General features: G+C 56.7%; 12 protein-coding genes. 8 read left to right on the top strand and 4 right to left on the bottom strand.

Annotated elements, in window-relative coordinates; genetic code table 11:
- Window positions 1–3: 3 nt before the first annotated feature.
- A complete protein-coding gene (locus SK50_RS24120) occupies window positions 4–486 on the bottom strand; it encodes a hypothetical protein (protein WP_255353941.1) in 483 nt (160 codons plus the stop codon).
- Between the two features lie 376 nt (window positions 487–862).
- Here SK50_RS24120 and pckA point away from each other — a divergent pair, with 376 nt between their 5' ends.
- Window positions 863–2,479 carry a phosphoenolpyruvate carboxykinase (ATP) gene (gene pckA, locus SK50_RS03400; RefSeq protein WP_017693860.1) on the top strand — a complete coding sequence of 539 codons (1,617 nt, stop codon included), beginning with the start codon at window positions 863–865 and terminating at the stop codon, window positions 2,477–2,479.
- Between the two features lie 92 nt (window positions 2,480–2,571).
- Here pckA and envZ read toward each other — a convergent pair whose 3' ends face one another.
- Window positions 2,572–3,918 carry a two-component system sensor histidine kinase EnvZ gene (envZ, locus tag SK50_RS03395; protein WP_048229094.1) on the bottom strand — a complete coding sequence of 449 codons (1,347 nt, stop codon included), beginning with the start codon at window positions 3,916–3,918 and terminating at the stop codon, window positions 2,572–2,574.
- Window positions 3,915–4,634: an osmolarity response regulator transcription factor OmpR gene (gene ompR, locus SK50_RS03390; protein WP_001157751.1), complete on the bottom strand. Its 720-nt coding sequence runs from the start codon at window positions 4,632–4,634 to the stop codon at window positions 3,915–3,917. Before ompR ends, envZ begins: the two co-directional genes overlap by 4 nt.
- A gap of 228 nt (window positions 4,635–4,862) precedes the next feature.
- Here ompR and greB point away from each other — a divergent pair, with 228 nt between their 5' ends.
- From greB to feoC, 5 genes are all read left to right on the top strand, one after another.
- Entirely contained in the window at window positions 4,863–5,336 is a 474-nt protein-coding gene (gene greB / locus SK50_RS03385) for a transcription elongation factor GreB (RefSeq protein WP_017384149.1), read from the top strand.
- Between the two features lie 87 nt (window positions 5,337–5,423).
- Window positions 5,424–7,754, top strand: a complete 2,331-nt coding sequence (locus SK50_RS03380) for a Tex family protein (protein WP_015571440.1) — start codon at window positions 5,424–5,426, stop codon at window positions 7,752–7,754.
- Between the two features lie 319 nt (window positions 7,755–8,073).
- Entirely contained in the window at window positions 8,074–8,301 is a 228-nt protein-coding gene (gene feoA, locus SK50_RS03375) for a ferrous iron transporter A (protein WP_015571441.1), read from the top strand.
- A gap of 30 nt (window positions 8,302–8,331) precedes the next feature.
- Window positions 8,332–10,650, top strand: coding sequence for a Fe(2+) transporter permease subunit FeoB (feoB, locus tag SK50_RS03370; RefSeq protein ID WP_015571442.1), 2,319 nt, complete (start codon window positions 8,332–8,334; stop codon window positions 10,648–10,650).
- Window positions 10,651–10,661: 11 nt separating this feature from the next.
- The gene (gene feoC / locus SK50_RS03365; protein WP_017384148.1) at window positions 10,662–10,898 is read left to right on the top strand and encodes a [Fe-S]-dependent transcriptional repressor FeoC; all 237 of its coding nucleotides are present in this window, start codon (window positions 10,662–10,664) and stop codon (window positions 10,896–10,898) included.
- Here feoC and bioH read toward each other — a convergent pair.
- Window positions 10,873–11,655 (bottom strand): pimeloyl-ACP methyl ester esterase BioH, encoded by a 783-nt coding sequence (bioH, locus tag SK50_RS03360; RefSeq protein ID WP_017693858.1) that lies wholly within the window; start codon window positions 11,653–11,655, stop codon window positions 10,873–10,875. The genes feoC and bioH overlap by 26 nt on opposite strands.
- 36 nt (window positions 11,656–11,691) lie before the next feature.
- Between bioH and gntX the strand changes: the two genes are divergently transcribed.
- Together gntX and nfuA are read left to right on the top strand one after the other, a co-directional pair.
- Window positions 11,692–12,372 (top strand): DNA utilization protein GntX, encoded by a 681-nt coding sequence (gene gntX / locus SK50_RS03355; protein ID WP_023304553.1) that lies wholly within the window; start codon window positions 11,692–11,694, stop codon window positions 12,370–12,372.
- 61 nt (window positions 12,373–12,433) lie between these two features.
- Window positions 12,434–13,009, top strand: a complete 576-nt coding sequence (nfuA, locus tag SK50_RS03350; protein WP_003861601.1) for a Fe-S biogenesis protein NfuA — start codon at window positions 12,434–12,436, stop codon at window positions 13,007–13,009.
- The last annotated feature ends 138 nt before the right edge of the window (window positions 13,010–13,147 follow it).

Below are 13,147 nucleotides of genomic sequence, written 5' to 3'. Positions count from 1 at the left end.
CAGCTAGAACAGCCCATTCGAGACAAAAACAAGAAGAAATGTCAGCGCGTTATGCCAGTTTTTATCGTTGAAATCGCGGTAGAAAGCGTCCGTCGGTGCGGTCTCAAGGCGTCGCTGAAGCCATGGCAACAGGAGAAGCGTCATCAGGAGCAGATGAAAACCGAAAAGGAGCACCGCATTTCTGGTATCCCAGTTGTCCAGCCCCGCAACGCTCCACTTAAGCCAGCCGCCCATCCCCGCGACTGCCGCGCCAATTATCCCGAGTGACAGCCACAAAAATGGCTTTCTGAATGACGTCATGGCAAGCGACAACGTGGTTGTCATTACCACGGTGGCAGGTACTACACACATCAGCCACAGCGTATCCGATGGCAATTTTGCGTACTCGATATACCACGTGATTACATAGCAAATTACGCCCTGTAAAGCCCCCGCCAGCACGACGGCTACGCGCGTTGAAGGGGATAACGCCTCACGGTTTTCCATTTCTCATCCCTTGTTCATGAAAAATCTATTGTCTCATCAAAGCAAAACTCTGGCCCCCACCTCAAACTCTGAAAATAGCTGACCCAAGAGACCTGAATCGTTTTCCCAATGTAACCCTTACGTAATTTTCTTACATGTATGCGATTACATTCACATTCTTCTGGATAAATTCACCAGAGATTAACCTTTTAAGAACATTTTCCCCATCCAAAAAGCGATTCCTGCGATAATCTGCCCGCCCTGTGACTGGAGTCGCAGCGTTTTCCGTTAGTAAGGGTTTTGACCAGATACGTAAATCTATGAGCCCCGTCGCGGTTAACATCCCCAGAAAAACCCTACAATTTCAGGCAGTACATATTGGCTAAGGAGCAGTGATATGCGTGTTAATGGTTTAACCCCGCAAGATCTCAAGGCTTATGGTATTCACGACGTCCAGGAAGTGGTCTACAACCCCGATTACGATACGCTGTATCAGGAAGAGCTCAATCCGGCACTGGAAGGATACGAGCGCGGTGTGTTGACGAACCTGGGTGCTATCGCCGTCGATACGGGTATTTTTACCGGTCGTTCGCCTAAAGATAAGTATATCGTCCGAGACGACACCACCCGCGATACGCTGTGGTGGGCTGATAAGGGCAAAGGGAAGAACGATAACAAACCGCTCTCCCCGGAAACCTGGCAGCATCTGAAAGGACTTGTCACCCATCAGCTTTCCGGCAAGCGTCTGTTTATTATTGATGCGTTCTGCGGCGCTAACGCCGACACCCGTCTCTCCGTACGGTTCATTACTGAAGTGGCCTGGCAGGCGCATTTCGTGAAGAACATGTTCATTCGTCCGACCGATGAAGAACTGCAAGACTTCACCCCTGACTTTATCGTGATGAACGGCGCGAAATGCACCAACCCGCAGTGGAAAGAGCAGGGTCTTAATTCCGAAAACTTTATCGCCTTCAACCTGACCGAGCGTATCCAGCTGATCGGCGGTACCTGGTACGGCGGCGAAATGAAGAAAGGGATGTTCTCGGTCATGAACTACCTGCTGCCGCTGCGCGGTATCGCCTCCATGCACTGCTCGGCGAACGTCGGGGAAAAAGGCGATGTAGCAGTGTTCTTCGGCCTTTCCGGCACCGGTAAAACAACGCTGTCCACCGATCCAAAACGTCGTCTGATTGGCGACGATGAACACGGCTGGGATGATGACGGCGTGTTTAACTTTGAAGGCGGCTGCTACGCGAAGACCATTCGCCTGTCGGAAGAGGCAGAGCCGGATATCTACCACGCGATTCGCCGCGATGCGCTGCTGGAAAACGTCACCGTGCGTGCCGATGGTTCTATCGACTTCGACGATGCCTCGAAAACGGAAAACACCCGCGTCTCTTACCCGATCTACCACATCGAGAACATCGTCAAGCCGGTATCGAAGGCGGGTCATGCCACGAAGGTGATTTTCCTGACCGCGGATGCGTTCGGCGTGCTGCCACCGGTTTCCCGCCTGACCGCCAGCCAGACGCAGTACCATTTCCTCTCCGGCTTTACCGCTAAACTGGCGGGTACCGAGCGCGGTGTGACCGAGCCAACCCCAACCTTCTCCGCCTGCTTCGGCGCGGCGTTCCTGTCGCTGCACCCAACGCAGTACGCGGAAGTGCTGGTGAAACGCATGCAGGCATCCGGCGCCCAGGCGTACCTGGTGAACACCGGCTGGAACGGTACGGGCAAACGTATCTCCATCAAAGATACACGCGCCATCATCGACGCGATTCTGGATGGTTCGCTGGATAACGCCGAGACCTTTACGCTGCCGATGTTCGATCTGGCGATCCCAACAGAGCTGCCGGGCGTGGATACGCGTATCCTGGATCCGCGTAACACCTACGGTTCACCGGAACAGTGGCGTGAGAAGGCTGAATCGCTGGCGAAACTGTTTATCGAAAACTTCGAGAAGTATACCGACACACCGGCCGGTGCTGCGCTGGTGAGTGCGGGACCAAGGTAAAAGCAAAAAGGCAACGAAAGTTGCCTTTTTTAATGTTTTCTCCCTCTCCCCGTGGGAGAGGGCCGGGGTGAGGGCATCAGGCCCCCCCTTTTTTAACTCTCTTTCACCTGCCCCCGTAAAACCGGCACCGGTAACCACGCACGAATGCTCAAACCGCCCCGCTCGCTGGTGCCAATTTCCAGCAGTCCGTTATGGTTATCAACAATACGCTGCACAATCGCCAGGCCTAAGCCGGTTCCGCTGGTGCTGCGCGCGCTGTCGCCGCGCACAAATGGCTGGAACAGGTGCTTACGCTGCTCAGGCTTAATGCCCGGACCATCGTCTTCCACCTGGAACCAGGCGCGGTTGAGTTCCGTACCGCTGCTGACTTTGATCCAGCCGTTGCCGTACCGCGCCGCGTTGACCACCATATTCGCCACCGCGCGTTTAATGGAGAGCGGATGCATACGTACCTGAATCTCACCTGCCTGAAGGTCGGTCGCAATTTCACGTTCGTAGCCGCTTTCGGCGGCAACCACTTCGCCCAGAACCGCGTTCAGATCCGCCATCTCCATCGGCATCTCCTGCCCGGTGCGCAGGTAGTCGATAAACTGCTCGATGATGGCGTTACACTCTTCGATATCCTTGTTGATGGACTCTGCAAGATAAACATCCTGCTCGCCCATCATCTCTGTTGCCAGCCGGATACGCGTCAACGGGGTGCGAAGGTCATGGCTGACCCCCGCCATCAGCAGCGTACGGTCGTCCGCCAGCTGTTTAACGCCTGCCGCCATGTGGTTAAACGCACGCGTTACCGAGCGCACTTCCGATGCGCCATACTCACGCAGCGGCGGAGGGATAATACCTTTACCGACCTGCAATGCCGCATGCTCCAGATCGACCAGCGGTCGGTTCTGGATACGAATAAACAGCCATGCGCCGCCGATGGCCAGCAGCATGATCGCCAGGGTGTATCGGAACAGCGGCGAGAAGTCGCCCTGATGAATCTCGGTGAGCGGAACGCGCACCCAGATGTTGGGTGACAGCCAGGTTTTCAGCCAGACAACCGGCGAGCTTTTATTGACCTCAACGCGCACTTCCGTCGGGCCGCCAAGCTGCTGCGCCATCTGCTGGCTAAGGAATTCATAGTGCTGCGCCCAGCGCAGGCCGGCATCTTCCGCCGCTTCGTTCGAGTAGAGAGAAATGCCCAGCTCACGGTAGATTTCCCGACGGAATGCCGGGGGAACAACCAACTGCGTGCCGTCCTCCAGTTGCAGTTTGTCGGTCATCAGCATACGCACTTCGTATGCCAGCACCTTATTAAACTGCTGAAGGCTCGGCAGGATTGCAAAGTTCAGCACCACCAGGTAGGTCGTCACCAGACTGACAAACAGCAGGGTGACGATCAATAACAGCGTGCGGGCAAACGAACTTCGCGGCGAGAAGCGCATTCGCCTCATGCTTTAGAGCCGTCCGGAACAAACACGTAGCCCAGACCCCACACGGTCTGAATATAACGAGGATGCGCCGGATCTTCTTCCACCATACGGCGCAGACGAGAGATCTGCACGTCGATAGAACGCTCCATCGCGGAGTATTCACGACCACGCGCCAGGTTCATCAGCTTGTCACGGGAGAGCGGCTCACGCGGGTGACTGACCAGCGCTTTCAGCACCGCGAACTCGCCGCTGGTGAGCGGCATTGGCTCATCTTCACGGAACATTTCACGGGTGCCGAGGTTCAGCTTGAACTTACCGAATGCAATGACGGCCTCTTCCTGAGATGGCGCGCCCGGCAGCTCGTTCGCCTGACGACGCAGCACGGCGCGAATACGTGCCAGCAGTTCACGCGGGTTAAACGGCTTTGGAATGTAGTCATCAGCGCCAATCTCAAGGCCGACAATGCGGTCAACTTCTTCACCCTTCGCCGTCACCATGATGATCGGCATCGGGTTGCTCTGGCTGCGCAGACGGCGGCAAATAGAGAGCCCGTCTTCGCCAGGCAGCATCAGGTCCAACACCATCAGGTGGAAGGATTCACGCGTCAGCAGACGATCCATCTGTTCCGCGTTCGCGACGCTACGAACCTGGAAGCCCTGCTCGGTCAGATAACGTTCCAGCAGCGCACGCAGGCGCATGTCGTCATCTACGACCAGAATTTTGTAGTTCTCTTGCATTGTGTGTACTCCCAAAGGTTCGGATAAGCCTGGAACAGCGTATTCTAAAAAAGTGCACGGGTTCGACCAGCAAATTCTGGTATAAATTCTAGACGAAATTGTTACAAAGCATATTTAACAGCAGCTTATCTGTTCATTTCATCACATAAATCATTATTAATCTTGTCTGTTACACTGTGCGCTACGTATTGTGCGCAAAGACAGTTAACCGGCATTAAAGGCTGCACCATGAAAACGCCTCTGATCACCCGTGAAGGGTACGAGAAACTCAAAAAAGAGATGGATTACCTGTGGCGCGAAGAGCGTCCGGAAGTGACCAAAAAAGTCACCTGGGCAGCAAGCCTGGGCGACCGCAGCGAGAATGCGGACTACCAGTACAATAAAAAGCGGCTGCGCGAAATCGATCGCCGGGTACGCTACCTGACGAAGTGCCTCGAGAATCTCAAAATTGTCGATTACTCCCCGCAGCAGGAAGGTAAAGTCTTCTTCGGCGCGTGGGTCGAAATTGAAAACGACAGCGGCGACACCCTGCGTTTTCGTATCGTCGGCTACGATGAAATTTTCGGGCGTAAGGATTACATTTCTATCGACTCCCCCATGGCCCGCGCCCTGCTGAAAAAAGAGGTAGGCGATTTAGCCGTTGTCCAGACGCCTGCGGGTGAAGCAAGCTGGTACGTCAACGAAATCGAGTATGTTAAATAGTCCGAGAGCGCCCTCCCCGGCTGGCATTTTTTGGTGTCAGCCCGTATAACTATCCCCCTGATTTTCGATCCACAAGATGAACTGACCATGATGAAAGAGTCGCTCTGCCGCATTATTGCGGGTGAACTTCAGGCCAGAGCCGAACAGGTAGAAGCTGCCGTTCGCCTGCTTGATGAAGGGAACACCGTGCCGTTTATTGCACGTTATCGTAAGGAAGTCACCGGCGGTCTGGATGACACGCAGCTGCGAAACCTGGAGACCCGTCTGGGCTATCTGCGCGAGCTGGAAGACCGACGTCAGGCGATCCTCAAATCTATCGGCGAGCAGGGCAAGCTGACCAGTGACCTGGAAAAAGCCATTAACGGTACCCTGAGTAAAACCGAGCTCGAAGACCTCTATCTGCCGTACAAACCGAAGCGCCGCACGCGCGGGCAGATTGCGATCGAAGCCGGCCTTGAGCCACTGGCCGATCTGCTGTGGAACGAGCCGTCTCACGATCCGGAAACCGAAGCCGCCAAATTTATCGACGCCGATAAAGGCGTAGCGGACACCAAAGCCGCGCTGGACGGCGCGCGCTATATTCTGATGGAGCGCTTCGCCGAAGACGCGGCGCTGCTGGCCAAAGTGCGTGATTACCTGTGGAAGAACGCGCATATCGTCTCCACCGTGGTGTCCGGCAAAGAGGAAGAAGGCGCGAAATTCCGCGACTACTTCGATCACCACGAACCCATTTCTACCGCGCCGTCTCACCGCGCGCTGGCGATGTTCCGCGGCCGTAACGAAGGCGTGCTGCAACTCTCCCTGAATGCCGATCCGCAGTTTGACGAGCCGCCAAAAGAGAGTCACTGCGAGCAGATCATTATCGACCATCTGGGTCTGCGCCTGAACAACGCCCCGGCGGACAGCTGGCGCAAAGGCGTGGTGAGCTGGACCTGGCGCATCAAGGTTCTGATGCACCTCGAAACCGAGCTGATGGGCACCGTGCGCGAGCGCGCCGAAGACGAAGCGATCAACGTCTTCGCCCGTAACCTGCACGACCTGCTGATGGCGGCGCCAGCTGGCCTGCGCGCCACCATGGGTCTCGATCCGGGTCTGCGTACCGGCGTGAAGGTGGCTGTGGTTGACGGCACCGGCAAGCTGGTTGCCACCGACACCATTTACCCGCACACCGGTCAGGCAGCGAAAGCGGCTGTCGTCGTCGCCGCGCTGTGCGAGAAGTACAACGTTGAGCTGGTTGCCATCGGTAACGGTACGGCGTCCCGCGAAACCGAACGTTTCTATCTCGACGTGCAGAAGCAGTTCCCGAAAGTGACGGCGCAGAAAGTGATCGTCAGCGAAGCGGGGGCATCGGTCTACTCCGCCTCTGAGCTGGCAGCGCAGGAGTTCCCGGATCTGGACGTTTCCCTGCGCGGTGCGGTCTCTATCGCCCGTCGTTTGCAGGATCCGCTGGCGGAGCTGGTGAAGATTGACCCGAAATCCATCGGCGTGGGCCAGTATCAGCACGACGTGAGCCAGACGCAGCTGGCGCGCAAGCTGGATGCGGTAGTGGAAGACTGTGTTAACGCCGTCGGCGTGGACCTGAACACCGCTTCCGTTCCCCTGCTGACCCGCGTGGCGGGCCTGACCCGTATGATGGCGCAGAATATCGTCGCCTGGCGTGATGAGAACGGTCAGTTCCAGAACCGCCAGCAGCTGCTGAAGGTGAGCCGTCTGGGGCCAAAAGCATTTGAGCAGTGCGCGGGCTTCCTGCGCATCAATCACGGCGATAACCCGCTGGATGCCTCTACCGTTCACCCGGAAGCCTATCCAGTTGTCGAGCGTATCCTGGCCGCCACCCGGCAGGCGCTGAAAGACCTGATGGGCGACAGCAGCGCGCTGCGTAACCTGAAAGCGGTGGATTTCACCGACGAACAGTTCGGCGTGCCGACGGTCACCGACATCATCAAAGAGCTGGAAAAACCGGGCCGCGATCCGCGCCCTGAGTTTAAAACCGCGACCTTTGCTGAGGGCGTAGAAACCATGAACGACCTGCTGCCGGGCATGGTGCTGGAGGGGGCGGTAACCAACGTCACCAACTTTGGCGCGTTTGTGGATATCGGCGTACATCAGGATGGTCTGGTGCATATCTCTTCCCTCGCCGACAAGTTCGTTGAAGATCCGCACACCGTGGTCAAAGCGGGCGACATCGTGAAGGTGAAAGTGCTGGAAGTGGATCTCCAGCGCAAGCGTATTGCCCTGACCATGCGTCTGGACGAGCAGCCGGGCGACACTAACGCGCGCCGTGGCGGTAATGGCGGTGGCCGTGAACAGCAGCGTCCGGCAGCGAAAGCCGCGAAGCCACGCGGACGTGACGCACAGCCGGCGGGCAACAGCGCGATGATGGATGCGCTGGCAGCGGCGATGGGTAAGAAACGCTAATGCTGTAAATGCCCGGTGGCGCGACGCTTACCGGGCCTACGGTTTTGTAGGCCGGGCAAACGCAGTGCCGCCCGGCAAGCAGGCCGCAGGGAATTAAAATAAATATGTTGTATCCATATTTAAACCACGAATTATCACCTCATTAACAAATAGCCCTCTTTTTATTTTCACCTCAATTTCGAAAATATTGAGCAAGGTCAAGCAGACCGCAAATTAATACGATTAACAACATCCCGTCACATTTTTATTATTGCTGATAAAAACTATTCTCATTATCATCGCAGTGTAGATTATTTAACCTATCGTGGAATCAGGCGCTATGCAATTCACTCCAGACAGTGCGTGGAAAATTATCGGTTTTACCCGTGAGATAAGCCCGGCCTATCGGCAGAAGCTCCTGTCACTGGGCATGCTACCCGGCTCATCATTCCAGGTTGTGCGCGTTGCGCCGTTGGGCGATCCAGTTCATATCGAAACCCGACGCGTTAATCTGGTTCTGCGTAAAAAAGATCTCGCATTAATTGAAATTGAATCTTTATCCCGTTAACAAGCCAGCGGTTTCAGTGAGTCTACTACAATGAAAAAATTAACTATTGGCTTAATTGGCAATCCTAATTCCGGCAAGACAACCTTATTTAATCAGTTAACTGGCGCACGCCAGCGTGTGGGAAATTGGGCAGGCGTGACGGTGGAACGCAAAGAAGGCCAGTTCACCACGACAGATAATCAGGTCACGCTGGTTGATTTACCGGGGACCTATTCCCTCACCACGATTTCATCCCAGACCTCTCTCGATGAGCAAATTGCCTGCCACTATATTCTGAGCGGCGACGCGGATCTGCTTATCAACGTAGTGGATGCCTCTAACCTCGAACGAAATCTGTATCTCACGTTACAGCTGCTGGAGCTGGGTATTCCCTGCATCGTGGCGCTTAACATGCTCGACATCGCGGAGAAGCAAAAGCTGCGCATCGACGTCGATGCCCTCTCCGCCCGTCTGGGCTGCCCGGTGGTTCCGCTGGTTTCTACCCGCGCGCGCGGCATTGACGCCCTGAAGCTGGCGATTGACCGCCACACGGGCAATGCCGACGTCGAACTGGTGCACTACGCCCAGCCGCTGCTGCGCGAAGCCGGGCAGCTGGCGCAGGAGATGGATAACAGCATGCCCGCCAGACAACGTCTGTGGCTTGGCCTGCAAATGCTGGAAGGCGATATCTACAGCCGCGCCTACGCAGGCGATGCGGCGGATAAGCTGGATGTCGCACAGGCTCGCCTTAGCGACGAGCTGGATGACCCGGCCCTGCACATTGCGGATGCGCGCTATCAGGCCATCGCCGCTATCTGTGACGTGGTCAGCAATGCATTAACCGCTGAACCCAGCCGCTTCACCGCCGCCGTGGATAAGATTGTGCTCAACCGCTTCCTCGGTTTGCCGATCTTTTTACTGGTGATGTATGTGATGTTCCTGCTCGCCATTAACATCGGCGGTGCATTACAACCTATCTTTGATGGCGGCTCTGTCGCTATCTTCGTGCACGGTATTCAGTGGCTGGGCTACACCCTCCACTTCCCGGAATGGTTGACCATCTTCCTTGCGCAGGGGATCGGCGGCGGGATCAATACCGTCCTGCCGCTGGTGCCGCAGATCGGCATGATGTACCTGTTCCTCTCCTTCCTTGAGGATTCCGGTTACATGGCGCGCGCCGCCTTCGTGATGGACCGCCTGATGCAGGCGCTGGGGCTGCCGGGCAAATCCTTCGTGCCGCTGATTGTCGGCTTTGGCTGTAACGTGCCGTCAGTCATGGGCGCGCGTACGCTGGATGCCCCGCGCGAACGCCTGATGACCATCATGATGGCGCCGTTCATGTCCTGCGGCGCGCGGCTGGCGATCTTCGCGGTCTTTGCCGCGGCGTTCTTTGGTCAGGAAGGGGCGCTGGCCGTCTTCTCCCTGTATGTGCTGGGTATCGTGATGGCTATTCTCACCGGCCTGATGCTGAAGCACACCATCATGCGTGGCGAAGCGTCGCCGTTCGTGATGGAACTGCCGGTTTATCACGTTCCGCATCTGAAAAGCCTGATTATTCAGACATGGCAGCGCCTGAAGGGCTTCGTTCTGCGCGCCGGTAAGGTGATTGTGGTGGTCAGCATTTTCCTGAGCGCCCTGAACAGCTTCACTCTGAGCGGCCAGGCCGCGGACAACATTAATGACTCTGCCCTGGCCTCCGTCAGCCGGATCATTACGCCGGTCTTCAAACCGATTGGCGTTCAGGAAGACAACTGGCAGGCAACCGTGGGCCTGTTCACCGGCGCGATGGCAAAAGAGGTGGTTGTCGGCACCCTGAACACGCTTTACACCGCGGAAAACATCCAGGAAGAGGAGTTTAATCCGGCAGCGTTCAACCTCGGCGATGAACTGCTTGGCGCGGTGGAAGAAACCTGGCAGAGCCTGAAAGACACCTTCAGCCTGAGCGTACTGGCGAACCCGATTGAAGCCAGCAAAGGCGACGGCGAAATGGCGACCGGAGCAATGGGCGTGATGGGCCAGAAATTTGGCAGCGCGTCGGCGGCCTACAGCTACCTGATCTTCGTCCTGCTCTATATTCCGTGCATCTCGGTCATGGGCGCCATTGCCCGTGAGTCCAGCCGCGGCTGGATGGGCTTCTCCATTCTGTGGGGGCTGAACATTGCCTACTCGCTGGCAACCGTGTTTTATCAGGCCGTCAATTACAGCCAGCATCCGCGCTACAGCCTGGTCTGTATCCTCGCGGTGATCCTGTTTAACGTGATGGTGATTGGCCTGCTGCGCCGGGCGCGTAGCCGCGTTGACGTTAACCTGCTGGCAACGCGCAAAACCCCGACGACCTGCTGTAGCAGCCCTGCGGGCGACTGTCACTGAGGGGAAAAAAGATGGCATCGTTGATTCAGGTTCGTGACTTACTGGCGTTACAGGGACGAATGGAGGCGAAGCAGCTCAGCCTCAGCCTGCATACGCCGCAGCCGATGATCGATGCCATGCTGGAAAGGCTGGAGGCCATGGGGAAAGCCGTGCGCATTCAGGAAGAGCCGGACGGTTGTCTGTCCGGCAGTTGTAAGAGTTGTCCTGAAGGTAAAGCCTGTCTCAGGGAGTGGTGGACGCTTCGCTGATAAAACCGGACAGCGCCGAACAAAACTCAGCAGGATGAGAGATGAACGGCGCATGTGCCGCTTTGGCAACCACCATTGATTTACTCTCCGGCCACAGCGCATCCAGCAGCGGAACCACCTTGCGCGGAACCAGTCCATCCAGATAGCCATAAATACGCAGATGCGGCACCGTTAACGACGCCAGCGGCTCGCGCAGATCGACCGTTTTCAGGATTTCCAGCCCTCCGTTCAGCACCTCAACCTCCGGCATCGGCAGAGAAAGCACCGTCTGCTTCAGCGTCCGCGCATCCTGACGGGCGGTTTCTGTTCCCATCGTCTGTAATGCCAGGAAACGCTCCACCGTCCGCTGGAAGTCTTCGCTCAGCTGATGCTGGAACCCGGCCAGCACCTCAGGTTTGATGCCCGGCCACGCCTCGCGGGCGCTGAAACAGGGTGATGAGGCAACGGTGATCAGCGCCTGGACCCGCTCAGGATGGCGCAGCGCAATCTGGCTTGCCACCAGCCCCCCCAGGCTCCAGCCGAGCCAGACGGCTTTTTGCGGCGCCGCTTCCAGAACCTGCTCCGCCATGTCGTCGAGCGTCATCGCGCCGTAGCCGTGGCTGCGGCCATAGCCCGGTAGATCCACCAGGTGTACCGTGAATTGCGAGGCCAGTTCCTCACTTATGCAACGCCACACTTCGGCGTTCAGTCCCCATCCGTGCAGCAGCACAAGATGACAATTTCCCGTCCCAACGGTCTGCCACCACAGCGTCTTCATCAGTTAACGTTCTCTTTTTTCACATGGAGGTTGCGTATGCTAACAGTGCCCGGCTTGTGCTGGCTATGCCGAATGCCACTTGCGATGAGCGCGTGGGGCGTCTGTTCCGTTTGTACGCGAGCACTGGGTTACCTGAAGGGCTGTCCGCAATGCGGCTTGCCTGCCGTAAGCCAGACGCTCCCCTGCGGCCGTTGCCTGAAAAAAGCGCCGCCGTGGAGCGCGCTGGTGGCGGTGGATGATTACGTTTTGCCGCTGAGTCGTCTGGTTCATCAGTTTAAGTTTTCCAGCCAGACTGCACTGGCGCAGCCCCTGGCACGCCTGTTGTTACTGGCGGTATTACAGGCGCGAAGAACGCGCGGGCTGCCGCCGGTCGACACGCTTGTGAACGTGCCACTGTTTCAGCGTCGGCACTGGCGGCGGGGATACAATCAGAGCGACCTGCTGTGTCGTCCGCTTGCCCGCTGGCTGGGTTGCCGGTACCCCGCCTCTGCGCTGAAACGTACTCATGCCACTGCCGTTCAGCACCGGCTCAACGCCCGGTCGCGCAAAAGGAACCTGAAAAACGCCTTTCGCCTTGAATTGCCGGTCAACGGCCTCCATATCGCGATTGTGGATGATGTCGTCACCACGGGCAGTACCGTGGCTGAACTTTCCCGACTGCTTTTGCAAAGCGGCGCCGCGTCAGTTCAGGTATGGTGTCTGTGCCGTACCTTGTAGCCCTTCTTCAATGGGCGTATGATTATACCCAGGTAATTTAGTCAACTATTAGGCCAAAGCTATGATCCGTATTTCCGATTCTGCACAAGCGCACTTTGCCAAACTGCTGGCAAATCAGGAAGAAGGGACGCAGATCCGCGTGTTTGTGATCAATCCAGGCACTCCGAATGCAGAATGTGGTGTCTCTTATTGTCCTCCGGATGCTGTGGAAGCAACTGACACTGCCCTTAAATTTGAACAGCTCACCGCGTACGTTGATGAGCTGAGCGCGCCGTATCTTGAAGATGCGGAGATTGATTTCGTCACTGACCAGCTGGGTTCTCAGCTGACGCTGAAGGCGCCAAACGCGAAGATGCGTAAAGTCTCTGACGATGCCCCGCTGATGGAGCGTGTGGAATATCTGCTGCAATCGCAGATCAACCCGCAGCTGGCCGGCCACGGGGGACGTGTTTCCCTGATGGAAATCACCGAAGATGGTCTGGCGATCCTGCAATTCGGCGGCGGCTGTAACGGCTGCTCCATGGTTGATGTAACCCTGAAAGAAGGGATCGAGAAGCAGCTGCTGAACGAATTCCCGGAACTGAAAGGCGTGCGCGATCTGACCGAGCACCAGCGCGGCGAGCACTCTTACTACTGATTCAGTACCCGTCTGTATTGCCCGGTGGCGCTGCGCTTACCGGGCCTACTTTTTCTTGCCTCCCCCTCTGTATGTTGACCTGCGTCTCATAATTTAAATTTTACCTGCCTGGGTGATTCTCAATCACATCATGTTACC

The organism is Enterobacter sp. BWH64, assembly GCF_001037645.1.
Taxonomy (GTDB): Bacteria; Pseudomonadota; Gammaproteobacteria; order Enterobacterales; family Enterobacteriaceae; genus Enterobacter; species Enterobacter hormaechei_C.
Note: the sequence above shows the minus strand (reverse complement) of the source record. Positions and strands in the feature narration are given on the sequence as shown.

Bases quoted from the DNA above. Each gene is read 5' to 3' on its own strand.
- greB (WP_017384149.1), top strand. From the start codon at position 4,863: ATGAAAACGCCTCTGATCACCCGTGAAGGGTACGAGAAACTCAAAAAA.
- feoC (WP_017384148.1), top strand. From the start codon at position 10,662: ATGGCATCGTTGATTCAGGTTCGTGACTTACTGGCGTTACAGGGACGA.
- ompR (WP_001157751.1), bottom strand. From the start codon at position 4,634: ATGCAAGAGAACTACAAAATTCTGGTCGTAGATGACGACATGCGCCTG.
- SK50_RS03380 (WP_015571440.1), top strand. From the start codon at position 5,424: ATGATGAAAGAGTCGCTCTGCCGCATTATTGCGGGTGAACTTCAGGCC.
- envZ (WP_048229094.1), bottom strand. From the start codon at position 3,918: ATGAGGCGAATGCGCTTCTCGCCGCGAAGTTCGTTTGCCCGCACGCTG.
- feoA (WP_015571441.1), top strand. From the start codon at position 8,074: ATGCAATTCACTCCAGACAGTGCGTGGAAAATTATCGGTTTTACCCGT.
- gntX (WP_023304553.1), top strand. From the start codon at position 11,692: ATGCTAACAGTGCCCGGCTTGTGCTGGCTATGCCGAATGCCACTTGCG.
- bioH (WP_017693858.1), bottom strand. From the start codon at position 11,655: ATGAAGACGCTGTGGTGGCAGACCGTTGGGACGGGAAATTGTCATCTT.
- SK50_RS24120 (WP_255353941.1), bottom strand. From the start codon at position 486: ATGGAAAACCGTGAGGCGTTATCCCCTTCAACGCGCGTAGCCGTCGTG.
- nfuA (WP_003861601.1), top strand. From the start codon at position 12,434: ATGATCCGTATTTCCGATTCTGCACAAGCGCACTTTGCCAAACTGCTG.
- pckA (WP_017693860.1), top strand. From the start codon at position 863: ATGCGTGTTAATGGTTTAACCCCGCAAGATCTCAAGGCTTATGGTATT.
- feoB (WP_015571442.1), top strand. From the start codon at position 8,332: ATGAAAAAATTAACTATTGGCTTAATTGGCAATCCTAATTCCGGCAAG.